Source organism: Pseudomonas sp. B22129 (genome assembly GCF_044218875.1).
Lineage (GTDB): Bacteria > Pseudomonadota > Gammaproteobacteria > Pseudomonadales > Pseudomonadaceae > Aquipseudomonas.
Window position 1 is genome coordinate 4,345,805 of the sequence record NZ_CP162592.1, and the last position, 23,239, is coordinate 4,369,043.

General features: G+C 59.9%; 20 protein-coding genes and 3 pseudogenes. 6 read left to right on the forward strand and 17 right to left on the reverse strand.

Translation table 11 applies throughout. From position 1 onward, the window contains the following. Positions 1-48 precede the first annotated feature (48 nt). The 10 genes and pseudogenes from AB4P94_RS20085 to AB4P94_RS20130 all read right to left on the reverse strand — a co-directional run bounded on the left by AB4P94_RS20085 (position 49) and on the right by AB4P94_RS20130 (position 11,674). A pseudogene (locus AB4P94_RS20085) lies at positions 49-1,455 on the reverse strand (sigma-54 interaction domain-containing protein). 141 nt (positions 1,456-1,596) lie between these two features. Next, positions 1,597-3,168 (reverse strand): ABC transporter ATP-binding protein, encoded by a 1,572-nt coding sequence (locus AB4P94_RS20090; RefSeq protein WP_395607082.1) that lies wholly within the window; start codon positions 3,166-3,168, stop codon positions 1,597-1,599. 10 nt (positions 3,169-3,178) lie between these two features. Further along, complete coding sequence (locus tag AB4P94_RS20095) at positions 3,179-4,201, reverse strand: ABC transporter permease (RefSeq protein ID WP_395607083.1); 1,023 nt, start codon at positions 4,199-4,201, stop codon at positions 3,179-3,181. Then, the gene (locus tag AB4P94_RS20100; RefSeq protein WP_395607084.1) at positions 4,201-5,262 is read right to left on the reverse strand and encodes a microcin C ABC transporter permease YejB; all 1,062 of its coding nucleotides are present in this window, start codon (positions 5,260-5,262) and stop codon (positions 4,201-4,203) included. The genes AB4P94_RS20095 and AB4P94_RS20100 overlap by 1 nt, the downstream gene beginning before the upstream one ends. Next, entirely contained in the window at positions 5,262-7,124 is a 1,863-nt protein-coding gene (locus tag AB4P94_RS20105; protein WP_395607085.1) for an extracellular solute-binding protein, read from the reverse strand. Before AB4P94_RS20105 ends, AB4P94_RS20100 begins: the two co-directional genes overlap by 1 nt. A gap of 130 nt (positions 7,125-7,254) precedes the next feature. Then, positions 7,255-7,536 (reverse strand): peptidylprolyl isomerase, encoded by a 282-nt coding sequence (locus tag AB4P94_RS20110; RefSeq protein WP_010210937.1) that lies wholly within the window; start codon positions 7,534-7,536, stop codon positions 7,255-7,257. Between the two features lie 89 nt (positions 7,537-7,625). Beyond that, complete coding sequence (locus tag AB4P94_RS20115) at positions 7,626-8,474, reverse strand: response regulator transcription factor (RefSeq protein ID WP_395607086.1); 849 nt, start codon at positions 8,472-8,474, stop codon at positions 7,626-7,628. 65 nt (positions 8,475-8,539) lie between these two features. After that, a complete protein-coding gene (locus AB4P94_RS20120) occupies positions 8,540-9,958 on the reverse strand; it encodes an aminotransferase (RefSeq protein WP_395607087.1) in 1,419 nt (472 codons plus the stop codon). 24 nt (positions 9,959-9,982) lie between these two features. Continuing rightward, positions 9,983-11,083, reverse strand: a complete 1,101-nt coding sequence (locus AB4P94_RS20125; protein ID WP_395607088.1) for a polyamine ABC transporter substrate-binding protein — start codon at positions 11,081-11,083, stop codon at positions 9,983-9,985. Between the two features lie 96 nt (positions 11,084-11,179). Next, entirely contained in the window at positions 11,180-11,674 is a 495-nt protein-coding gene (locus tag AB4P94_RS20130) for a DUF1543 domain-containing protein (protein ID WP_395607089.1), read from the reverse strand. Between the two features lie 106 nt (positions 11,675-11,780). Between AB4P94_RS20130 and AB4P94_RS20135 the strand changes: the two genes are divergently transcribed. Continuing rightward, the gene (locus AB4P94_RS20135; protein WP_395607090.1) at positions 11,781-12,602 is read left to right on the forward strand and encodes an aldo/keto reductase; all 822 of its coding nucleotides are present in this window, start codon (positions 11,781-11,783) and stop codon (positions 12,600-12,602) included. A gap of 53 nt (positions 12,603-12,655) precedes the next feature. On the opposite strand, the gene AB4P94_RS20140 is transcribed toward AB4P94_RS20135, so the two are convergent. Further along, positions 12,656-13,171 carry an Hcp family type VI secretion system effector gene (locus tag AB4P94_RS20140; RefSeq protein WP_395607091.1) on the reverse strand — a complete coding sequence of 172 codons (516 nt, stop codon included), beginning with the start codon at positions 13,169-13,171 and terminating at the stop codon, positions 12,656-12,658. A 478-nt stretch (positions 13,172-13,649) separates the two neighbouring features. On the opposite strand from AB4P94_RS20140, the gene AB4P94_RS20145 reads away from it, so the two are divergent. Next, entirely contained in the window at positions 13,650-14,237 is a 588-nt protein-coding gene (locus AB4P94_RS20145; RefSeq protein WP_395611365.1) for a type VI secretion system ImpA family N-terminal domain-containing protein, read from the forward strand. Here the strand turns inward: AB4P94_RS20145 and tssA are convergent. After that, a pseudogene (gene tssA / locus AB4P94_RS20150) lies at positions 14,127-15,137 on the reverse strand (type VI secretion system protein TssA); the annotation flags it as partial. The gene AB4P94_RS20145 and the pseudogene tssA sit on opposite strands and share 111 nt — an antisense overlap. A 17-nt stretch (positions 15,138-15,154) precedes the next feature. Between tssA and AB4P94_RS20155 the strand changes: the two are divergent. The 3 genes and pseudogenes from AB4P94_RS20155 to AB4P94_RS20165 all read left to right on the forward strand — a co-directional run. Next, positions 15,155-15,310: pseudogene (locus AB4P94_RS20155) on the forward strand (hypothetical protein); the annotation flags it as partial. Beyond that, positions 15,307-16,038, forward strand: coding sequence for a PP2C family protein-serine/threonine phosphatase (locus AB4P94_RS20160; RefSeq protein ID WP_395607092.1), 732 nt, complete (start codon positions 15,307-15,309; stop codon positions 16,036-16,038). The pseudogene AB4P94_RS20155 and the gene AB4P94_RS20160, both read left to right, overlap by 4 nt. An 8-nt stretch (positions 16,039-16,046) precedes the next feature. Beyond that, a complete protein-coding gene (locus AB4P94_RS20165) occupies positions 16,047-16,871 on the forward strand; it encodes a serine/threonine-protein kinase (protein WP_395607093.1) in 825 nt (274 codons plus the stop codon). An 8-nt stretch (positions 16,872-16,879) separates the two neighbouring features. Here AB4P94_RS20165 and AB4P94_RS20170 read toward each other — a convergent pair whose 3' ends face one another. Beyond that, the gene (locus AB4P94_RS20170; RefSeq protein ID WP_395607094.1) at positions 16,880-17,209 is read right to left on the reverse strand and encodes a DUF6388 family protein; all 330 of its coding nucleotides are present in this window, start codon (positions 17,207-17,209) and stop codon (positions 16,880-16,882) included. Positions 17,210-17,212: 3 nt separating this feature from the next. Further along, positions 17,213-17,473, reverse strand: a complete 261-nt coding sequence (locus AB4P94_RS20175; protein ID WP_395607095.1) for a hypothetical protein — start codon at positions 17,471-17,473, stop codon at positions 17,213-17,215. Positions 17,474-17,658: 185 nt separating this feature from the next. On the opposite strand from AB4P94_RS20175, the gene AB4P94_RS20180 reads away from it, so the two are divergent. Then, entirely contained in the window at positions 17,659-19,731 is a 2,073-nt protein-coding gene (locus AB4P94_RS20180) for a PTS sugar transporter subunit IIC/EAL domain-containing protein (protein WP_395607096.1), read from the forward strand. Here the strand turns inward: AB4P94_RS20180 and AB4P94_RS20185 are convergent. Genes AB4P94_RS20185 through AB4P94_RS20195 form a run of 3 tightly spaced genes read right to left on the reverse strand, consistent with a single transcriptional unit; the run spans position 19,728 to position 23,017 of the window. After that, positions 19,728-20,576: a metal-dependent hydrolase gene (locus AB4P94_RS20185; RefSeq protein ID WP_395607097.1), complete on the reverse strand. Its 849-nt coding sequence runs from the start codon at positions 20,574-20,576 to the stop codon at positions 19,728-19,730. The genes AB4P94_RS20180 and AB4P94_RS20185 overlap by 4 nt on opposite strands. 15 nt (positions 20,577-20,591) lie before the next feature. After that, positions 20,592-21,482 carry an SDR family NAD(P)-dependent oxidoreductase gene (locus AB4P94_RS20190; protein ID WP_395607098.1) on the reverse strand — a complete coding sequence of 297 codons (891 nt, stop codon included), beginning with the start codon at positions 21,480-21,482 and terminating at the stop codon, positions 20,592-20,594. Beyond that, positions 21,479-23,017, reverse strand: a complete 1,539-nt coding sequence (locus AB4P94_RS20195) for a flavin-containing monooxygenase (RefSeq protein WP_395607099.1) — start codon at positions 23,015-23,017, stop codon at positions 21,479-21,481. Before AB4P94_RS20195 ends, AB4P94_RS20190 begins: the two co-directional genes overlap by 4 nt. Between the last annotated feature and the right edge of the window lie 222 nt (positions 23,018-23,239).

Consider the following 23,239-nt stretch of genomic DNA (forward strand, 5'->3'; position numbering starts at 1 on the left):
AAGCCAGCTCCCACATTGGGTTGTCTATTATTCAGGACTTTTGTCTCTTTATTGAGACTGCTCGATGCCTAGCGCCACCATTTTTTTGTACAGCGTCGACCGCCCCAGCCCCAGCCGCTTGGCCGCCTCCACCACATTCCCCTCACACCCCGCCAACGCCGCCGTGATGATCTGCCGGTCAAACCGCTCCCGCGCCGCACTGAAGCTTTCGCCTTCCACAGGCGCCACGGCATTGCGTTCAACCGGCGTAAAGGTGCCAATCGCCGCGCGAATGTCCTCGGCATTCAACACCAGGTCATCACTCAACAACGCCGCCCGCTCCAGCACATTGCGCAGCTCGCGGATATTCCCCGGCCACGCATGTTGAGCCAGCAGAGCCAATGCCTCGCGGTCCAGTTCATGTTCGCTGCGCAACTCCTCAAGAATCGCCTCGCTCAACGCCGGAATATCCTCCAGCCGCTCGCGCAGGGGCGGCACCTAGATCGGCAACACATTCAGCCGGTAATACAAATCCGCACGAAACTCACCCCGCTTGATCGCCGCCTCAAGGTCCATGGAGGTGGCGGCAATCACCCGCACATCGCTGTGCAGCATCTCGTTGGAGCCCACCGGTTCGAACTCTTTTTCCTGCAGCACCCGCAGCAGTTTGCTTTGCAATGCCAGGGGCATGTCGCCGATTTCGTCGAGAAACAACGTGCCGCCCTGGGCAATCTGGAACTTGCCGGGGCGGCCCTTGCGGTCGGCGCCGGTAAACGCGCCAGGCGCGGTGCCGAAGAACTCGGCTTCGAGCAAGTCGTGGGGGATGGCCGCACTGTTGATGCTGACAAAGGCCTTGTGTGCTCTGGGTGACGCGCCATGAATTGCCTGGGCGAGCAATTCCTTGCCGGTGCCGGTTTCGCCCAGCAGCAACACCGGCGACTCGGCACTCGCACTGCGCCGCGCACGGCGTTTGACTTCCAGGCTGGTGGCGCTGGTACCGATAAAGTGCGCAAAGTTGTATTTGCTCTGCCGCGAACGCAACAGCGAGCGGGTGGACGCCAGCTCCTGCTGCAGGCTCAGGTAACGCTCGATCAGCGGCGACAGATTGCGCAACTCATCGAACAAGGCAAAGCCGATGGCGCCAATTACCCGGCCGGCGTCGTCGTGAATCGGCAGGCGCATTACCACCAGCGGGCCTTTGGGCGTGTCCTGGATATCCAGCAGAATCGGCTGATCAGTGCGCACCACCTGGCGCAACAGGCTGTTGGCGATCACCTGCTCGCAGGGCTGGCCGATGGCTTCGTCGGCGCTTTTCAGGCCAAACCGCCGGGCGTAACGCTCGTTCATCCACACGATGTTGGCATCGCGGTCGACAATCACCGTGCCTTCGCTGGTCTGTTCGATGATCTCGAACAGTGACTGGATGGCCAGGCCACGAACCTGTTGGTAGTCCTTGAGGCTTTCGCTGATGTTCATGCTTATGCCGCCAACACAAATGTAGGAATGGGAGTGCGGTCCTGTGGGAGCTGGCTTGCCTGCGATGGCAGTGTGCCTGCCAGTAAATTAGGTACTGATACACCGCTATCGCAGGCAAGCCAGCTCCCACAGATGCTGCGTTTACAAGGGAATATGCGCGGCCGCCAGCAGCTCTTTGGTATACGGATGCTGCGGCGCTTCAAACACCTCATGGCTGGCGCCGTGCTCCACCACCTTGCCGTCCTTGATCACGATCATATCGTGGGCCATGGCCCGCACCACGGCCAGGTCATGGCTGATAAACAGGTAAGTCAGGCCATACTTTTCCTGAAGCTCACGCAACAATGCCACCACTTGTTTCTGCACGGTGCGGTCGAGGGCTGAGGTCGGTTCGTCCAGCAACATCAACGCCGGTTTGAGCACCAGCGCGCGGGCGATGGCGATGCGTTGGCGCTGGCCACCGGAAAACTCGTGGGGGTAACGGTGGCGGCTGGCGGGGTCGAGGCCCACGTCCTTGAGCACCTGCACCACCTGTGCATCGCGGTCCGCCAGGCTGCACGGCGCATGTACTTCCAGGCCTTCGCTGATGATCTGCTCGACCGTCATGCGCGGGCTGAGGCTGCCGAACGGGTCCTGGAACACCACCTGCATCTGCTTGCGCCACGGGCGCATTTGCTGGTTGTTCAGTGGGTCAAGGGCCTCGCCCTGAAAGCGGATGCTGCCCGTGGAATCCAGCAAACGCAGGATCGCCTGGCCCAGGGTGGATTTGCCGGAGCCGGACTCGCCGACAATCCCCAGGGTTTTGCCGCGCTGCACGCTGAGGCTGATGCCATCCACGGCGCGCAGGTAGGTCTTGCGCCGAAACAGCCCGCTTGAAAGGGGGAACTGCACCGTCAGATCATCCACCTGTAAGACGGTTTCGCGCGGGTCGCTGCACAACACATCGCCCGAAGGCTCGGCGTCCAGCAGCAACCGGCTATAGGGGTGTTGCGGTGCCTGGAACAGCGTCTCGCACTGCGCCTGTTCGACAATCTCCCCGGCACGCATCACGCATACCCGCTGGGCGATGCTGCGCACCAGGTTCAGGTCGTGGCTGATCAGCAGCAGCGACATGCCCAAGCGTTGTTGCAAGGATTTGAGCAGCAGCAGGATCTTGCGCTGCACGGTGACGTCGAGCGCCGTGGTGGGCTCGTCGGCGATCAGCAGTTCCGGTTCGCAGGCCAGGGCCATGGCGATCATCACCCGCTGGCGCTGGCCGCCGGAAAGCTGGTGCGGATAGGCCTTGAGCCGCTCCCGGGGTTTCTGAATGCCCACCAGTTCCAACAATTCGAGGATGCGTGCCTGCGCCGCCTTGCCGCCCAGGCCCTTGTGCACCAGCAGGGTTTCGCCGATCTGCTTTTCGATGCTGTGCAGCGGGTTGAGCGAGGTCATCGGCTCCTGGAAGATCATCGCAATGCGGTTGCCGCGCAATTTTTGCAGGGTGGGCGCCGAGGCTCCGATCATCTCCTGGCCGCGATACTTGATGGAGCCGGTGGTATGTGTACCGGCTTCAGGCAGCAGTTGCAGGATCGAATGAGCGGTTACCGACTTGCCCGAACCCGACTCACCCACCAGCGCCAGGCATTCGCCGGGGCGCACGTCCAGGCACAGGTTTCGCACGACGGTCTGGCCGTTGAAAGCGACACTGAGGTCGCGGATTTCGATCAGGTTCATAGGCCGTCACTCATGAGCGGGGGTCGAAGGCGTCACGCAACGCCTCGCCGATAAAGACCAGCAGCGACAGGATCAGCGCCAGGGTGAAAAAAGCCGTCAGCCCCAGCCACGGCGCCTGCAGGTTCTGCTTGCCCTGGGCGATCAGTTCGCCCAGTGAAGCGCTGCCTGCGGGCATGCCAAAACCGAGGAAGTCCAGGGCGCTGAGGGTGGAAATCGCCCCGGTCAAGATAAACGGCAGGTAGCTCAGCGTGGCGGTCATGGCATTGGGCAGGATATGCCGGCGAATGATCTTGCCGTCGCCCAGGCCCAAGGCCCGCGCGGCCTTGACGTATTCCAGGTTACGCCCGCGCAGGAACTCGGCGCGCACCACATCCACCAGCGCCAGCCAGGAAAACAGCGCCATGATGCCCAGCAGCCACCAGAAATTGGGCTCGACAAAGCCCGACAATATGATCAGCAAGTACAGCACCGGCAGGCCTGACCACACCTCGAGGATGCGCTGGCCGAGCAAGTCGACCCAGCCGCCGTAGTAGCCCTGCAAAGCACCGGCCGCGATGCCGATGGCGGCACTGATCGCGGTGAGTGCCAGCGCGAACAGAATGGAGACCCGCGCGCCAAAAATCACCCGCGCCAACACATCCCGCGACTGATCATCGGTGCCCAGCCAGTTCACCAACGAAGGCGGGCTGGGGGCAGGGCGGCTCAGTTCGTAATTGGGGGTGTCGTCGCTGAACGGGATCGGCGGGAACAGCATCCAGCCGCCGTCCTGTTTGATCAGGTTTTGCACGTAGTCACTGCGGTAGTCGGCCTGGAACGGCAGTTGCCCGCCAAATTCCTGCTCGGTGTAGCGCTTGAACACCGGGAAATACAGCTCGTTCTTGAAGCTCAATACCAAGGGCTTGTCATTGGCGATCAGCTCGCCGCCCAGGGTCAGGATAAACAGGCCGATGAACAACCACAGCGACCACCAGCCGCGACGGTTTTTCTTGAACCGTTCGAAACGCCGGCGCGCTACGGGAGACAGATTCAGCATCAGGCGTTCCTCGCGGCGAAGTCGATACGCGGGTCCACCAGGGTGTAGCAGAGGTCGCCGATGAGTTTTATCAAGAGGCCGAACAACGTGAAGATAAACAGCGAGCCAAACACCACCGGATAGTCTCGCGACACCGCCGCTTCGTAGCTCATGCGGCCCAGGCCATCGAGTGAAAAGATCACTTCGATCAGCAGCGAACCGGCAAAAAACACGCTGATAAACGCCTGGGGAATTCCCGAGATCACCAGCAACATTGCGTTGCGAAACACATGGCCGTACAGCACGCGGCGTTCGCTCAAACCTTTGGCGCGGGCGGTGACCACGTATTGGCGGGTGATTTCATTGAGGAAGGAGTTTTTGGTGAGGATGGTCAGCGTGGCAAAGCCACCGATGACCAGCGCGGTGACGGGCAATACCAAGTGCCAGAAATAATCGGCAACCTTGCCGACCGTGCTCAGTTCGTCGAAGTTCTCCGACACCAACCCGCGCACCGGGAACCAGTTCAGTGAAGTGCCACCGGCGAACACCACGATCAGGAACATCGCAAACAGAAACGCCGGCATCGCGTAACCAATGACGATGGCTGTGCTGCTCCACACGTCAAAGCTGCTGCCGTGGCGCACGGCCTTGCGAATCCCCAAGGGGATCGACACCAGGTAGGTAATCAGTGTGGCCCACAGGCCCAGGGAGATGGTCACCGGCATCTTTTCCAGGATCAGGTCGATGACCGTCTTGCCGCGAAAGAAGCTGTTACCAAAATCCAGTTTGGCGTAGCTCTTGAGCATCAGCCACAAGCGTTCCGGCGCGGGTTTGTCGAAGCCGTATTGTTTTTCGATGTCTTTGATCAGCTTGGGGTCCAGGCCTCGGCTGGCGCGTGAGCCACTGCTGATGCCTTCGCCGGAGGAACCGCCGACGGCACCGCTGCCAATGCCTTGCAGGTGGGCGATGGCCTGTTCGACCGGGCCACCGGGCGCAGCCTGCACGATGACGAAATTCACCAGCAGGATGATCACCAGCGTCGGAATGATCAGCAGCAGGCGCCGCACAATGTAAGCAAACATCAGCGTGCACCTCCGCGTTTTTTCAGCTCAGCGCTCATTTGTTCATTCGTCAGCGGGGTAGGGCTGATTTCCCACCAGGTTTCCAGGGCTTCGTCGTTCTTGGCCTCGATGGCCGGGCGGCCGAAGCGGTTCCACCACGCGGCGGAGGTGCCGGGCGGGTAGTAGTTGGGAATCCACAGATAGTTCCATTGCAGCACGCGGTCCAGGGCATGGGCGTAGGTGAGCATCTGCGCCTGGGTGTTGGCCTTGACCAGGCCCTTGATCAATGTGTCGACGGCCGGGTCCTTGAGCACCATGTAGTTGTTGGCGCCTGGGTCGAATGCGGCCTCTGAACCGAAGTAGTTGTACAGCTCCATGCCCGGCGAGGTGGTGACCGGGAAGCCGACCACGATCATGTCGTAATCGCGCGCCATCATACGGTTCACGTACTGCGAAGAGTCGATGCGGCGGATGTTCAGGGTGATACCGATCTGCGCCAGGTTGCGTTTGTAGGGCAACAATAGGCGTTCAAGGCCGGCCTGCGCATTGAGGAAAGTGAACTCCAGCGGCTCGCCCTCGGCGTTGACCAATTTATCGCCCTTGGGTTTCCAGCCAGCCTGCTCCAGCAGGGCCAGGGCTTGCAGCTGTTTGTCGCGGATCATGCCGCTGCCGTCCGTGACGGGTGCCTTGAACACCTGGGTGAACACCTCGTCGGGCACTTGGCCGCGCAGGGGTTCAAGAATGGCCAGTTCTTCCGGGGTTGGCGGTTGGCTGGCCGCCAACGGGCTGTTAGAGAAAAAGCTCTGCTGGCGGATGTACATATTGCGCATCATCTGCCGGTTGGCCCATTCGAAGTCCCACAGCATGGCCAGGGCCTGGCGCACGCGGCGGTCCTTGAACATCGGTTTTTGCACGTTGAACACGTAGCCCTGGGCCGGTTGCGGCATCTCCTTGGCCAAGTGGTCCCGTTGCAGCCTGCCATCATCCAGCGCCGGGCCGTTGTAGCCGATGGAATAACCGGTGGCGGAAAACTCGCGGTTGAAGTCGTAGGCGCCGCCGCGCAGCACCTGGCGCGCCACTTCGGTGTCGCCGAAGTACTCAAGGCTCAGGTGATCGAAGTTGTACAGGCCACGGCTGACGGGCAAGTCCTTGCCCCACCAGTCCGGGTCGCGGGTAAACGTAATGGTGCTGCCGGAGTCGACCTTGCTGACCTTGTACGGGCCGCTGCCCAGCGGGGCTTCGTAGCCGCCGCCATTGGCGAAGTCTCGGGTTTTCCACCAATGCTCGGGAAACACCGGCAGGGTGGCGATATCCAGCGGCAGGGTGCGGTTTTCATTGCTGGAAAAGTCGAAGCGCACCTGACGTTCGCCTTCGACTTCGACATGCTTGACGTCGGCGAACAACGTGCGAAAGCGCAGGCTGCCCTGGGTCATCAGCAAGTCGAAGCTATAGCGCACGTCTTCGGCGGTGATGGGCGTGCCGTCGGCAAAGCGTGCCTTGGGGTTCAGGTAGAAGCGTAGCGACAAGCCGTCGTCGGCGCGTTCCATCTTCTCGGCGACCAGGCCATAGACCGTGTACGGCTCATCGAGGGAGCGCTGGGCCAGCGGCGCATACAGCCAACCGTCGACTTGAGAGACGCCGATGCCTTTATCGATATACGGCAGTACATGGTCAAAGCGCCCGATCTCGATGGCCGAGCGTTTCAGGCTGCCGCCCTTGGGCGCATTCGGGTTGGCGTAGTCAAAATGGCTGAAGCCGGCGGGGTACTTGGCCGGTTCGCCGTAAACCGTGAGGTAGGTCTGCGGGGCTGCAATCGCAGCTGAGGTGGCCAGCAGCAGGGCCAGGGCAGAACCAAGCAGTAGGGTGGGAAAAGCCAGTCGCATTATCAGCCTTGAACGCCGGGTGAGCAGGAATAAGGATTTGTACGCTAACGGCGCACGCGTCGCCAGTCATCACATGCACAACGGCCCACCAAAAGGCGGGCCGTTGTTTATAGCATCAGCACAGGGGGGATCAGTCCTGGCGGCTGGTGACTTCCAGCAGGTGGTAACCGAATTGGGTTTTCACCGGGCCTTGCACGGTGTTGACCGGGGCGCTGAATACGACGGTGTCGAATTCCTTAACCATCTGGCCAGGGCCGAACGACCCCAGGTTGCCGCCGTCACGGCTGGACGGGCAGCTGGAGTTGGCTTTGGCGATTTCTGCGAAATCGGCGCCGCCTTCGATTTGGGCCTTGAGTTCGTTGCACTTGTCTTCAGTGGAAACGAGGATGTGACGGGCGGTTGCTTTGGCCATGGGGAGTAACTCCTTGAATTAAAAACGGTGAGCCTACCCGATTCAGGTGGTTATTTCCTGGCAAAGTTCCCGCCAATTGCCTGAGCGGGTCAAGAGCGTGCCATGGCACCGCTGCGGGTCAGCCACTCGATAAACAGCGCGAACAGCTCGGCCTGGGAGTTGATCGTCAGCTTGGTGTACAAGTTCTTACGGTGCATTCGCACTGTTTCCGGCGAAATACCCAGCACTTGGGCGGTGGATTTCACCGAGTGACCGCGCAGGATCAAGTGGGCAATTTCGCGTTCGCGTACCGTCAGCACACCACTGCCAAAGCCCATGAATGCGGCTTCGATTTGCTGGTGCGCCTGGGTCTGGGAGTAGGCTTCATCGCTGATCACCTCGGCCAGCCCACCCGTGGTGCCGAAGCGGCGCAGCAACGCGCGGACCATCGCCTGGACAGTCTGTTGTATCGCCAGTTGCTCAGCGGTAAATTGCCCGGCGCTCAACCCTTGAAACATGCACAGGGAAATTTTGCTCTGGGGGCACAGGTCGACGATGTAGTAGCTCTCCTGCGCGCCGCCGCTGCGCAGGTAATAGGTTTTGTAGTACTCGCTGTTGAAGAAGTCATCCGGGGCTATTTGTGCCAAGTGGTAGAAACCTTCGGCGAGGCCCTTGTCCACGGCCAGGCAAAACGGGTCCAGCAGGTAACCACGGGAAAAATAGCGATGAATGATTTCGTCCTGGTAGGCCCGCGGGATGCCTTGCTGATACAGCAAGTGCGGCGCCAGGCCCTGGCGCTCCAGGCTGATCATCATCGATTCGATGGGGGTGAGGGTACACAGTGCGGCCGCCAGGTGTTCCAGGAATGAAGCGTCGTCCACATGGATGAGCGCCTGGGCCAAGGCATGGTGCCAGGCTTCAAGCTGTTGCAGGGTCGGGGCAGGGCTGGGTGTGCTCATGCCGGCCAGTCTACCCGCCGGCCAGCACCCAGGCAAAAACGCCGAGACGGGCTCGGCGTTATGGCTCATCGGCCTTGATACTCGCCGCTCTGGTGCAGCTCTGCGGCTGTTTCGAGGATGCACTGGCGCAGGGTCTCGACGATTTCATCCACCTGGGTGCGGGTGATGATCAGCGGTGGCGACATCACGTTCAGGTGCCCGATAGGCCGCACCAACAGACCTTTGGCCTGAGCGCGCAAATGGATTTTCTCGCCGATGTTCACGGCGTCTGGTAACAGGGCTTTGCTGCGTTTGTCTGCGACGAACTCGATGCAGGCCATCAGGCGCTGGCAGCGGATGTCGCCCACCAATGGCAACTCGGCCAGGGTTTGCAGGCGTTGCTCAAGGTACACACCGACCTCTTCGACGTGAGCCAGCAGGTTTTCCCGCTCGATAATCTCGATATTCTTCAGCGCCGCGACACAACTCACCGGATGGCCGCTGTAGGTAAAACCATGGGTGAAGCAGCGGCCTTTGCCCGGCTCGCCAATCACTTGCCAGATGCGCTTGGAAAAAATACACGCGCCCAAGGGCAGGTAGCCGGAGGTCAGGCCTTTGGCGGTGGTGATGATATCCGGCTGCATGCCGAAGACGTCTTCAGAGGCGAAAAACGCACCCAGCCGCCCGAACGACGTCACCACTTCATCGGCGACGTAGAGCAGATCGTAGCGTTGGCAGATGTCCCACATGCGCCGGTGGTAACCCACAGGCGGAATGATCACGCCACCGGACCCCATGATGGGCTCCGCGAAAAATGCGGCCACATTGTCCGGGCCAAGGGTGAGGATTTTGTCTTCGAACTCGTTCACCAGGAAATCAAGGAAATCGGCCTCGCTCATCCCTTCGGGCGCGCGGTAATAGTTGGGGCAGGAAATGTGGTGGAACAGGTCGCTCATGAAATCGAATTCAGGGGCGCGGTCGGCGGCCTTGTTGCCGATGGACATCGTCAGGAAGGTCGAGCCGTGATAAGCACTCAAGCGCGAGATGATGTGCTTCTTGGCCGGTTTGCCACGGCTGTTCTGATAGAACTGCACCAGCCGGTAGGCCGTGTCCACGGCAGTCGAACCACCGGTGGTCAGGAACACATGATCAAGGTCGCCGGGGGCCAGGCTCGCGAGCTTGGCGCACAGTTCGATGGCGGTGACGTTGGCCATGTCGCAGAACGGGTTGGAGTAGGCCAGCTGGCGCACCTGGTGGGCAATGGTGTCGGCCATTTCTTCGCGGCCCAGGCCGATGTTCGTACACCACATGCCACCCACCGCGTCGAGGTAGCGGTTGCCGTGGGTGTCGTAAATGTAAGCCCCATTGCCCACTGCGATGTTCAGTGAGCCTTGCTCACGGTGTTCGTCGAACATGTGAAAGCCGTGCATGTAGTGGGCTTTGTCGGCGGCGTCCAGCTTGTCGTGGTCGAATTGGGCGAAAAAAGCGGGATTTGGCAGGGTCATGGCGTTTACCTTCAATGGCTGGGTTTACTTGCCGGTCTTCACGGCATTCCAGGTACGGGTGATCAGGCGCACCGCCGCCTGGGGCTGGCTTTTCTGAGTGAACAGGCGCTGCATCGTCGCCGGGTCAGGGTAGATGGCCGGGTTGTCGCGGATGTCGGCGTTGACCAAAGGTTTGGAGGCCAGGTTGCTGTTGGCGTAATGGATGGTATTGCTGACGCCGGCCATGGTTTGCGGTTGCAGGAGAAATTCGATGAATGTGTGCGCGTTGGCCACGTGTGGCGCATCGGCGGGGATGTAGAAGTTATCAAACCAGATCAACGAACCTTCCCTGGGAATGAAGTAGTCCAGTTTGACCTCTGCCCCTGCCTCGGTTGCCCGCGCCTGAGAGGTGGCGTAATCCCCCGACCAGGTGGTGGCCAGGCACAGGTCGCCGTTGGCCAGGCCATTGATAAATCCGCTGGAATCGAATTTTCGAATGTACGGACGCACGGCCATCAATACATCCTGCGCGGCCTTGAGGTCCTGTGGCGCGACGCTGTTGGGGTCCAGCTTCAGGTATGTCAGGGCCAGCGGAATCATGTCGGTGGGTGAGTCCATGAAAGTGATCCCGCAATCGGCAAATTTCGACACGATTTTTGGATCGAAGATCATCGCGAGTGAGCCAATCGGGGCGTCCGGCATGCGCGCCTTGATCATGTCGACGTTGTAGGTCACGCCATTACTGCCCCAGGTATAGGGTGCCGAGTAGGTGACGCCGGGGTCGTGGGCTTCAAGGCTCTTGAGCACGACAGGGTCGAGGTTTTTCCAGTCGGGCAGTTGTGATTTATCCAGCGGCTGGAACACCTTGCCCTTGATCAGCAGCGGCACCAGCGAAGCATTCAGCAGCGCCAGGTCGTAGCCGGAGCGCCCGGACAGCAATTTGCCCTGTACGGTTTCGTAGGAATCGTAGGTGTCGTAGATCACCTTGATGCCCGTGGCCTTTTCGAAATCGGCCAGCGTTGTGTCGCCGATATAGTCCGCCCAGTTATAGATGCGCAGGGTATTGGCGGGGTCGGCGGCGGCATGGCTCAGCGAGGTGGTTGCCAGCAAAGTGGCGATGAACAGGGCGATAAAGGCTTTGTGCATGGGGACCCACCTTTGTTGTGCTTGTTATCAGGCCGAGGGGCTGATTGCACTGTCAGGCAGGTGAGGGGTGGGCGCCATACCCCGTTCGGGTAGGGTTCAGGGCAGCACGATGTAGTCGTTTTGCTGGACGATGGGCCGATGCGGGCCTTGCACCAGGTGGATATAGCGACCGTCGACCAGGTCGATGGGCAGGCAATCGTCAATGTCCATCACGCCATCGGTGTGCGGCTGGGACCAGGTGCGCAGCATCTGTTGTTTGCCCTTGCTCATGGCTTCCCGCGGATTTCGGGCTACCGTCAGCAGGTAATGATGCGCTTCGCCAAACGCATTGGCCTGGTAGCCACCCAGGTTGATGAAGTACAGGTGTTGCGCGCCGGACTGCGGGGCCAGATGGCTGAGCTCGACTTTCCATCCGTCGACGCCATCGACCATCATCCACGAGTCGACGTGCACGCCCTTGGGGCTGCCAAACCAGCCGTCGCGTAATTGTGAATATGTACCTTGCAGCGTGTCCGCCACGGCGAATACCACATCGTGGACTTCAATTTTAGCGCGGGGGTGCTTGCCCCCGAGCATGACGACAAACAGCATTGCAGCTTCTTCCTGGCGACTTGGCGAGGGTTCACCATACTTCGATTGAACCCTTTTGTCTGGTCAGTGCCACACTGTTAATCCGCGAACTCATCAGGAGGTTGTCATGCGTACCATTGATCTGGCCGGTGCTCCCGTCCCTGTCATCGGCCAGGGAACCTGGCGTATGGGTGAAAACCCGGACCGGCGCCGCGCTGAAGTGGCTGCCTTGCAACTGGGTATCGACGAGGGCATGACCCTGATCGATACCGCCGAAATGTACGGGGAGGGCGGTGCCGAAGAAGTCGTTGGCGAGGCCATTCGCGGCAAGCGCGAACAGGTGTTTCTGGTGAGCAAGGTCTATCCCCACAATGCGAGTCACAAAGGTGTGCCGCGCGCCTGTGAAGCCAGCCTTCAACGCCTTGGCACTGACCATATTGATTTGTACCTGTTGCACTGGCGTGGCCAGTACCCCCTCGAAGAAACCGTTGAAGCCTTCGAGCGCCTGCGTGAGGCGGGCAAGATCGGCCGTTGGGGCGTCTCCAATTTTGACGTGGCAGACCTGCAGGAACTCGCATCCCCCGCCTGCGCAACAAACCAGGTGCTCTACAACATCGAAGAGCGGGGTATCGAATTCGATCTGTTGCCATGGTGGCAACAGCACCATCTGCCGTTGATGGCTTATTGTCCGATCGCCCAGGGTGGTGACCTCCTGTCCAGCCCCACACTCAAGCAGATCGCCCGTCGCCATGACGTCACGCCCGCCCAGGTATCCCTGGCCTGGGTCTTGCGCCAGGACGGTGTGGTTGCGATTCCGAAGGCTGTCACACCCGAACATGTGCGCCTCAATGCCGGTGCTGCGAACCTCGTATTGGATGAGCACGATCTTGATGCAATCGACCGCGTATTCGGCGCGCCCAAGCGTAAGCATCCGTTGGCGATGGTGTAGTCAGCTTATGGAAACGGCGCCTTCCCTGGCAGCCGTTCCTGCAACTGTCGACCTTAGCCGGCTACCGGGTTACGCCAGTCGTCCGAGCCGGAGGTGCCGGCGACTTCGTGAGTCCAGATGATCTTGCGATAGGTGAAATACACATCCTCCAAATGGGTGAAGTGGGCGTTGTCCGGGTCCTGGCAATTGGGCATGCGCGATTGAATGTCGACGATGGTCGCGCCTTCCAGTTCAATCGTGAAGTAATGCTCCTGGGTGCCGGCGGAGGAGGTGCGCAACCATTCCAGCCGGCACGACACTTCTTCGCCGCAGGTCAGTGCGCTGAATAGCAACGGCGAGGATTTGTCGAAGACTTTGCTGATCATCAACGGCTTGTGAACCCGCTGACCGGTCGGCTGACCCGATTGTGGATCGCGGGGAATGATCACCTGATGGGCAAATGCCTGCACCAGGATCTGATCTTCATGCCCCTCCTGATAAATGTTGCCTACCGAGTCCTGGGTGAATGTGCCTGCCGTGATTAAACCCTGTTTAACACCGGTGATCGAGAGATAGGCGGGTGTTGGCATAAGTGGTTTCCTTGCCTGATTAAGTAGGTAGACCGAACGGTGAAATTACCGAACGGGCAAATGCCTATAACAAGAAGCGTGCCTGAAATGCCGAGGGCTAATGAAATAAGGGACTTGTCTCGGCAGGGAGTAAGTTTATAAAAGATATATATCGTTTTTGGCGGTTTTTTAGTGTTCTGTTTTGCAGAGGAGTGCGCAGTTAGTTGCACATTGGTTTTGTTCAATGGAGGGGCGTTTGCGCAAAAAAGTCGCGGTAATTATTCGAATATAGCTGCGCAAAACAATGCGCATGCTCGATTTTAAAGGACTTGTAGGAAATTACTTAAGTGCAGGTCTTGCGCTTGCTGATTGTTTTTTGAATGGCTAAGGTTCGTCTGCTCCGCCTCTTGGTGAGCGGAGATCATATAGCACCCATCGACGTATTTTAATTGCGCTCCGGTTGCTTGTTTTTACCTTTGAAAGTTGTGCGCGATCCCGAATGGTTTATTCAGACAAACTCTATGTTCACTACATTGAACTTGCTCGGCTGCCTTGTGTGTCGGGGGTGTTTGCTGGCTGTGATATGCGCTTTTCGAGTGAGTATGAAACGCTGGAATTCGAACTTGCAAAGGTGCACTCGATTCATGGTGCGAGCATGCCGGATTGGTCGGCAGTCAGTGAGATCAGTGAGCGCCTGTTGCGCGATCACTCCAAGGATCTGCGAGTCGCTGTCTGGCTGACCTGGGCTTTGCACCAACGCTTTTCGTATCCCGGCCTGCTGGCAGGCCTCGGTGTGCTGCTCGACCTGTGTGAACACCATTGGGCAGTCATCTACCCGACCAAATCACGGACCCGTTGTGCTGCATTCGGTTGGTTGGTGCTGCGGCTGGACCCGCTGTTTACGCAGAATATTTCACTGGCCGGGCAATTGCCCCTGTTCCAGGCGCTGTTGGAGCACATCGTGCGCCTCGATGAATTATGGGGAAAACGGCTGGGCGACGACGCCCCCTTGTTGCTGCCGATTCGCAGGCAGTTGGTCTTGGGGCAAAAGGTCATAGCAGCGATGCAGGAGGTGGGCAACCTGTAGAGCCAGCTCTGGCTCCCATCGCTCCAGCCCGCTGCGCTGCAGTTCAAGATCCAGCTGCTCCAGCTGGATCCTGCCCAATTCGTGTTTGCCGGCCCGCATGCACAACCTGGCCAACGCCAATCGCCAATGAAAGCGGGCCCGGTCGCTGCGTGCGTCATTCAGGCCTTGCTTGAGCACGCCTACCGCCGACTTGAGCCCGTCGGTGCGCAAACTCAGCAACTGTGCCTGCAATGCGACCTCCCAGGGCTCAGTTGCAGCCTGCGCCGCAACACTTGGGAACTCGTTTTTTTGCAGGTGACGAAAGACGTGAAGTGCGATCCAGTCACAGGTTGCGGGGTCGGCAAACGGCGTACCGTCGTCAAACCTGAACTCAGGCAAACTCGGCAACCGTTGCAACAGCAGGGCAAAGCTCATTTCCAGTTCGGTCATGGCCAACTCTGCCTGCAAGGCTTCAAGGCACTCCCAAGCCATGCGCACCCCGTCGAACCAGAACAATGCGCAACTCAGGCTGGCCTCAAGCTCAAGCAGCAGATCGGCGTACTGCCCTTGGGCAAAACGCGCCTGGTAACGCTTGAGCTTGTCGGGAGCGGGTGCGCGCAGCGCCGTTATCCGCTCACTGTTGGCATCCGGGTAGCTGACCAGCACCAGCCACGCCAGCGTTCGGCCCAGACGCAAAGCGCGCAAGTCAGTGGCGCTCTGGCGCAACCACCAGTTGCATAGAGGACGGGCCTGCTCCTGCAATGCGCGGAGTACTTTATGGGCGTCTTTTTCGTTGCTGACCGGCTGCTCGGGCTTGACCCATTGAGTGGCTGCCTGCCTGACGTGCTCGATGACGCCAGCCACCGCGCCTGTCGCAGGCGTGCCTTGAGCGGCAACCTCCAGACGCTCCGCCAACCGTTGTTCGCAGAAGTGGCGAGTTGCTGCACAAAGAGCCGGGTAACGGGCGCAATGCGCAAATACTCAAAGCGGACCTTGCTGGTTTGCGCGCCAACTACCTGCTGACGAGTCAACGCACGCCCAGCCCGTTTGACATTGACGACTGGCGAACCTTCCGGTTGCCGGAGCAACTGTGAGCCACGCGCACGGTCAATGGCGCAGTGCCGGGCGCACGCAGCAAGGTCAGGCCAGGCGCCGCAATGAGGACGCCTACCTCGACTGCCCGCAGCAAGGTTGTTGGGCGGTAGCGGATGGCATGGGAGGGCACCAGCACGGCGATGTAGCCAGCCAATGGGTGATAAGCAGCCTGGCTTCATTGCCTGCCGGGGGAAGCCTGGACCAACGCGTGCATGCGACCCGGTTGCGCTTGCAAGCCGTGAACCGACGGTTGATAGGCAACGGTGCTCAGCCAACGGCAAACAGTGACGTGACTGTGGGCAGCACTGTGATGGTGCTGCTCCTTGAGGAGGGGCGTGCAGCGTGTGTGTGGGCCGGGGACAGCCGTTGCTACCTGTGGCGAGGGAGGCGTTTGTACCAGCTGTCCCGGGACCATTCGCTGTTGCAGTGCCTCATGGATCAGGGCCAGTTGAGTGTGGCACAAGCAAGGGCGCATCCCGACGCCAGGGCCCTGACCCGCGCCGTCGGTGCGCGGGCGACGTTGCATCTTGAAGTCCTGGAACTCAGCACTCGGCCGGGTGATGTGTTTCTGTTGTGCACCGATGGTCTTTATCAAGTACTCAGCCACGATGACTTGGGGAGTGCTTTGGATGAAAGGGCGCCGCAGCAGATGGTCGATCGTTTGTTTGCAAGCACGTTGCGCCGGTCTGCCCGGGATGACTTTACCGCTGTGGTGGTACAGCGATGAGTGAGGAAATGATACTGCCCACCGTGCTCGCCGGGCGTTACTGCCTTGAGCGCGAGCTGGGCAGGGGCGGCATGGGCGTGGTTTATCGTGCGCGGGATCTGTTGCACGAGCAGTTTGGCGAGCCAAGCCCCTACGTGGCAGTCAAACTGTTGGGCGAGGCTTTTTCCCAAAGCCCGGACGCCCACGTCTTGCTGTACAGCGAGTTTTCCCTGACCCGCAGTCTTCGCCACGAAGGTGTCGTGCGCGCATTTTCATTCGAGGTCGACACGCTCCGTCAGGCCGCTTTTTTCACGATGGAGTTGATGCACGGCATTACGCTTGACCGGTTGCTTCAAGAGTGCCCGCAGGGGTTGCCCTGGCGTGAACTGCAACCCATCGCCGTGCAGTTGCTGGAGGCCCTGGCCTATACCCACCGCCAGCAAGTCCTGCACGGCGATGTGAAACCCGCGAATGTGATGGTGGGAGAAGACGGGGTACGCCTGTTCGATTTTGGCCTGGGCCATGCCCTGGCGCAGGCGGGCCTGCCGTGTTTGAGCCGCAGCCGGTTCAATGCCTGGACACCCGTTTACGCGGCGCCGGAACTGCTCGCAGGGAGCGAACCGACCGCCGCAACGGACCTGTATGGCGTTGCGTGCGTCCTGTACGAAATGGCTCATGGAGAACGCCTTGACGTGAACCGCCCTCTGCGACAGCTCACTGCGCCTCGGCAACTGCCCAGGTATTGCTGGCCAGCGTTACGTCTGGCGCTGGAGGCGGACCCTGAACGCCGAAGTATCACCGTCGCGCAATTGGCGCAGGTGATGGGCCGCCGCCGGAACTACTGGTGCCTGTAACGCAGACCTCAGTTGGCCAACCCATGTAATTGGCAGTATTCAACCCAGCTTAACCCGGCCATCTGTGCGACCTCCTTGTGCACCTCCAGTCGCTGCGCCTCAAAGGCTTCGGCGGACTCGGCCGTCAACTTGAGCGTCAGTTCCCAGGCAAACAAGTGCTGACGTTCCGCTTCGGCTTCAAATGCTTCATGCAGGCGTTCGGCGCGATACTCGGCCAGGGTTTCCTTTTTGGCTTGTGCTGCCAGAGGGTTCAGCGTGTCGAGTTGCGTGGCCACGTCCGGATGTTCAATCAGGAACCTGTCCAGGGCGCGCTGGTGATTATCGCCGGGTTCTGACAAGGGCTAACTCCTGTAATGTTTTTCTCGGCGCCGGGTGCGCTTGCCCAAGTGACGAAAGATCCGGGTTCGCATGGGTTCCAGCAAAAAAAACAGCACGTACGCAGACAATGCCAAGGTCAGGTCCAATTCCATCCAGTCATCATCGATCGCCCCGGCGAGCCTTGCGATCATGGTTTTGAGCATGAGCAATAACGTTATCCCACACAGCCACATCAGTGCATTGAACACGAGGGGGGGCAGCGGGTTTGACAGCTTGTGTTGCATCTTGAACTGATCTCCTTGTTGTTGAGCTCCTGTACCGCACCGACAAGCATAACGGTTAAGAAATTAATTCTGAATAAATACCAGCGTTGCGGCAAAATCTTTTGCTCTCGGTCAAAGGATATCTGGCGTTAACCGGGAGTTTCGGGCCCGCCTGCGGGCACAGAGCTTGGGTAGAGGGGCGGGGCATGGCGCAAACGCTGTTCAAACTTTTCCTTACCCAGCGGCTGGCGGCTTTGGCGAGCACAGAGTCGCTGCGCGCCATTCGGGAAGGGCTGTTATGGATCTTGCCTTGCTTGCTGGTGTCGGCCGGTTTTCTGGTTCTGTCCGAGTGCGCCAAGGTATTGGGTTTTGACCCGCAGGCAGTGGCCTTTCTGTCTGGGCTGCATAACCAGATCAGCTCGGTCATCCCGCTGCTGGTGGCCGCCTCAATCGGTTACATGCTGGCGATCCAGTACCGCTTGCCTCAATTGCCCGTCGCTTTCCTGTGCCTGGCACACGTGGTGGTCGCCACCTTTGTCTTGCGTGAGTACCCGCGGGCTTCGGCCACGTTTGTGCTGTTCATTGCCATTGCTTCACCGCTGATCAATGTGCCGGCAATCGCCTGGTTGCATCGCTTGCGCTGGACCCGCCTGGTCAATGAAAACCTGGTCGGCCATAACTTGCGAGGTACCATCAATATGGTGGTACCTGGCGTCATCACTGCGTTGTCGTTGGTGGTGCTGTTGTCGTTGCTATTGCAGATACCCTATGTGGCGCAACTCCAGGGGCCGCAGGTACTGGAAGCGCTGCAATCACCCTATGGCAGCGGCTTGTTTGTGACGCTGATGAATTCGCTGCTGTGGTTTTTCGGTATTCACGGTGTGTATGCCATGCAGCCCCTGTTTGATGTACTGGACCAGGCGGTGCTGCTCAACGGCGCGGCATCAGCAGCGGGTGAATCGATTCCGTATGCGCTCAATAGCGGGCTGTTGGGCTGTTTTGCGTTTATCGGCGGCTCTGGCGGTGCGCTGTGCCTGCTGCTGGCGATCCTGCTGTTTTCCAAAAGCCAATCCATGCGCCTGTTGGCGATGGCCAGTTTGCCGTTGTCGTTATTCAACGTCAGCGAAGTGCTGCTGTTCGGCCTGCCGATCATTCTCAACCCGCGCCTGTTCATTCCGTTTCTGCTGGTGCCGGCGTTCAACACCATGGTGGCACTGACGGTGGTGCAACTGGGGTGGGTTTCGCCGGCGGTGGCCAGCGTGCCGTTTACGGCGCCGGTGTTGCTCAATGCTTACCTCAGCACTCACGGCGACCTGGCCGCCGTGGGGCTGCAAGTGGTACTGCTGGGGGTGGGGACTTTGGTGTATGCGCCCTATGTCCGCGCCATTCATCGCCAGGCCAGCGAAGGCGGCACGGTCTACCTCAAATCGCTGGACATGACGTTTCGCGGCCTCGAAGAAAAAGGCCGGTTGCTGGAGCTGGACCCCGTGCTGGCGTCCCACAGGACCCTGGCCCGCCAGGCGGTTGAGCTGAGCCATATCCAGCAGATTTGCGACTATGAGTTCTACCTGGAATTCCAGCCTCAAGTGTCCACCCGCACAGGCCTATGCACCGGTTGTGAAGCCTTGATGCGAGCCCGCGACAATCAGGGCACGGTGCACTCGCCGTGGGAATTTCTGCAGTGGCTGGCGCAAGCGCGGTTGATGCCGGACGTGGACGTTTGGGTCGCCTCCCAGGCGGTACGTCAGTATCAGAAATGGCAGAAAGCCGGTTTTGCCTTGCCGATGACCATCAATATTTCCAGCGCCACCCTGACGAACGCCGCCCATGGTGAGCGCCTGGTGGAGATCCTCGCCCAGGCCCGGGGGCAAGTGTCGGTGGAAATCACTGAGGATGCGCTGGTCAGTGACGTGCCGGCTACGCGCCAGACCATCCAGAAACTTCAGGCGATTGGCGCCAAGGTGTATATCGATGACTTTGGCACCGGGTTTTCCGCGCTGAGTTACCTGCACCAGTTTCCGGTGGATTTCATCAAGATCGACCGCAGCTTTGTCGTCGCCCAGCACGACCCCAAGGGCGCCCAGGTGCTGACGGGCATGCTGCGTTTCTGTGAGGCGTTGAACCTGGGTGTGGTGGTCGAGGGTGTAGAGACGGCCGAGCAGTTGGCCTTTTTGAATACCGGCTCCGAACTGTTTATTCAGGGCTGGTATTTCAGCAAGGCACTGCCCGGCGATCAGATGCAGGGCTTTGTACGCGAGCGCGCGCAGGCGCAGCGTTAAACCTGTGCGGACGCGTACTCGCGGCGGGTTTGCTCGATCTCCTCGACCAGCCCGTCGATGCGTGCCAGGCGTGCGCGGTTGTCGTGGTCCCAGGGATGAAAACCCGGCTTGAAGTACTGCAGCCACGGCAACAGCATGCGCGGGAACACACCCTTGGGGCCGTAGAGAAATTTGAGCATCCTCCAGAGCCCTTTCAAGTGCCCACCGGACTTGCGATCGGCTATCAGCAGGCGCACATGGAAATCAAACACCACCAGCCAGAAAAACAGCGTGGTGGTCAGCATGGTGCCGGTACGCAGCAGATAACGCCCCAGGCCTGGCTTGACCACCGTGTTCCACACATCGAAGGCCACCGCTTTGTGCTCGGTTTCTTCGAGCGCGTGCCAGTACCACATTTGCTGGTAGCCCTTGAGGGATTGCCCGAAGCGCGACGGGTCGCTGAGCAGGATCTCTGCGAGCATGGCGGTGTAGTGCTCAAGGGCGATGGTCACCGCCAGGTTGAAAGACGGCGGCAGGTGTTTTTTTTGCAGGTCGAGAATGAACTTCAGGCGCCGGTCCAGGGTGTGGGCGGGCAGACCGGCCGCTTGCAGCAAGTCGTTGTAGGCCACGTGCTCGCGGCTGTGCATGGCTTCCTGGCCGATAAAGCCCTGAATCTCTTTTTTCAATTGCGGGTCGTCGATGCGTTGGCGGTAGTGGCGCACGCTGTCCATGAAAAACAGCTCGCCCTGGGGAAACAGCAGCGATAGCGCGTTGAAAAAATGTGTAATGAACGGGCCTTGTTCGTGCCAGTTCTTGATGCGCCCGGCAGGCAAGGCAAAGCGGATATCGCGACGGATCGGCAGCATGGTGCGTGCTCCTGTTCAGAGGCGGGGTTCGTCGTTGGTTTCAAACACCGGCGCAGGTTGCTTGGGCGCCATGCGCTTGCTGGCGAACACCACCAACGCTTGGTAGGCCGCGGGCAGAAGGCGCGCGAGCGCGTCCAGAAAGTAAGCGTCACGGCCAATCAATACGCGGCGTTTGTTCTTGCGCACGCCTTGCAGGATCACTTTGGCGGCGTGGTCGGCATCGGTGATAAACAGCTTTTCAAAATCCGCACGCGCTTGTTGTTCGCTGTGGATCAGAAAACCGGTCATGTTCGCGTCGATACGGCTGCTGCGGCAGATATCGGTGCGAATGCCTCCGGGGTGCACGCAGGTGGCGGACACCCCGCAGCGTTGCAGGTCAAGTTCCTGGCGCAGGGATTCGGTGAAGCCGCGCACGGCAAACTTGGTGGCGTTGTAGCCGCTCATGCCGGGCTGGGCAAACAGGCCGAACACGCTGGACGTGTTGACCACATGGCCGTCGCCGCTGGCTTTCAAGTGCGGCAGAAACGCCTTGGTACCGTGCACCACGCCCCAGAAATTGATGCCGACAATCCATTCCAGGTCGGCATAGTCCACGCCTTCAACCGTACTCGACAGCGCCACCCCGGCGTTGTTGAACACCAGGTTGATCTTGCCGTGATCGGCCACGCAGCGAGCAGCCCATGCCTCAACGGCCTGGCGATCAGCCACGTCCAGCACCTGAGTGGTGACCTGTACCGGCCACAGGGTTGAGGTTTTGATGAGTGTCAGCGTTTGTTCCAGCCCTTGGCTGTTCTTGTCCGCCAGCGCCAAGTGGCAGCCTTCTCGTGCCAAGGCCAGTGCCAAAGCACGGCCCATGCCGGAAGCCGCACCCGTGATCGCCGCCACGCGGCCGTTGAATGACTTCATGACAGGCTGCCTTCTGCGGTGGAGTGGGGCGCCGCCAAGGGGCGGGGCGCGGGGTTGACGGGAAGGGGGCTGGCGACATAGTCCTTGAGCGCAAAGTGGCGGGTCACGCGCTTGAAGCGCCAGGTCGAACCGGGCCACAACGTGGTGTTCTTGCCGGTGCGGGGGTCGAGGTACCAGCTCTGACAGCCACCGGTGTTCCAGATGGTGCGTTTGAGCCGTTCCTGCAACTGGGTGTTGTACGCCTGTTCCACGGCGGGTTTGACCTCGACCGTGGCGAGGCGCTGGCGTTGCATTTGCTGCAGCGCGTCAAGGATGTAGGTGACCTGGGCCTCGATCATCAGAATCATCGAGTTGTGCCCAAGGCCTGTGTTCGGCCCGACGATCAGGAACAGGTTCGGGTAGCCCGGCACGGTGGTGCCTTTATAGGCATGCGCGCCGTCGTGCCAGGCGTCTAGCAGGTCGATACCGCCGCGGCCGATGATGCAGCCGCGCGACACTGGGTCGGCCGCCCGGAAGCCGGTGCCGAAAATCAGGCAGTCGGCCGGGTGCTTGATGCCGTCGGCGGTGATCACGCCGTCGGCTTCAATGCGCAGCACCTTGTCGGTCACCACCTCGACATTGCTGCGTGACAGCGCCGGGTAATAGTCATTGGAGATCAGTACGCGCTTGCAGCCGATGGTGTAGTCCGGCGTGAGGGTTTTGCGCAGGGAAGGGCGGGCGACCTGTTTGTGCAGGTGGCGCTTGGCGATTCTCTGCACCATCTTCATCAACCGCGGGTGCAGGGCGAAGCCAATGACACGGCCTTCCAGCGCCCAGTAGAACGCACCGCGCACCAGGCGCTGGGTGAACGGCAGATGGTTGAAGGCCCAGCGTTCCAGGCGCGAGATCTCGCGGTCGGGCTTGGGCATGATCCACGGCGGCGTGCGCTGGAACAGGTCCAGGTGGGCCACCTGCGGCGCAATCTGCGGCACGAACTGGATGGCACTGGCACCGGTGCCGATCACTGCTACGCGTTTGCCCTTCAACGAATAGTCATGGTCCCACTGCTGGGAGTGAAAGCGTTTGCCCTTGAAACTGTCGAGCCCCGGGATATCTGGCAGCGCCGGGCGCGACAGGCCGCCCATGCCCGACACCAGCACCCGCGCACTTACCTGACGGCCATCGCTGAAACTCAATTGCCAGCGTTGCTGCTGCTCATCAAATACCGCTTGCTCAAGGCCCATGCCAAAACGCAGGTAGGGCGCCAGCTCAAAACGCCGGGCGCATCGTTCAAGGTAGGCGCGAATCTCCGCCTGTGGCGCAAATTGTCGTGTCCAGTCCGGGTTGGGGGCGAAGGAAAACGAATACACATGGGATTGCACGTCACAGGCGCAACCCGGGTAGTGGTTGTCGCGCCAGGTGCCGCCGAGGGTATCGGCCTGCTCGGCGATGAAGAAGTCGGTGAGCCCGGCTTCCTTGAGTTTGATCGCCATGCACAGGCCGGCGAAACCTGAACCGATGATGGCGATATCGACGAAATCACTGTAGGCATTCATTGGCCGGCCTCATGACGAGAGCGCTTGGAGGGCATCAGACGTGCTCCTGTTTTTTGTGAGTCTTTTAGATAGAACACCATTGCAAAGGAAAAATGAATTAATTATTTTAAAAAAGATTTTAAATAATCTACCTGAAAAAAACGCCTACGCTAGGACCTTGTTGCGCCTATGAGCCTTGTCCGACGGACGAGCACGGTATGCAGGAAGTCCGGACCTTAGGGT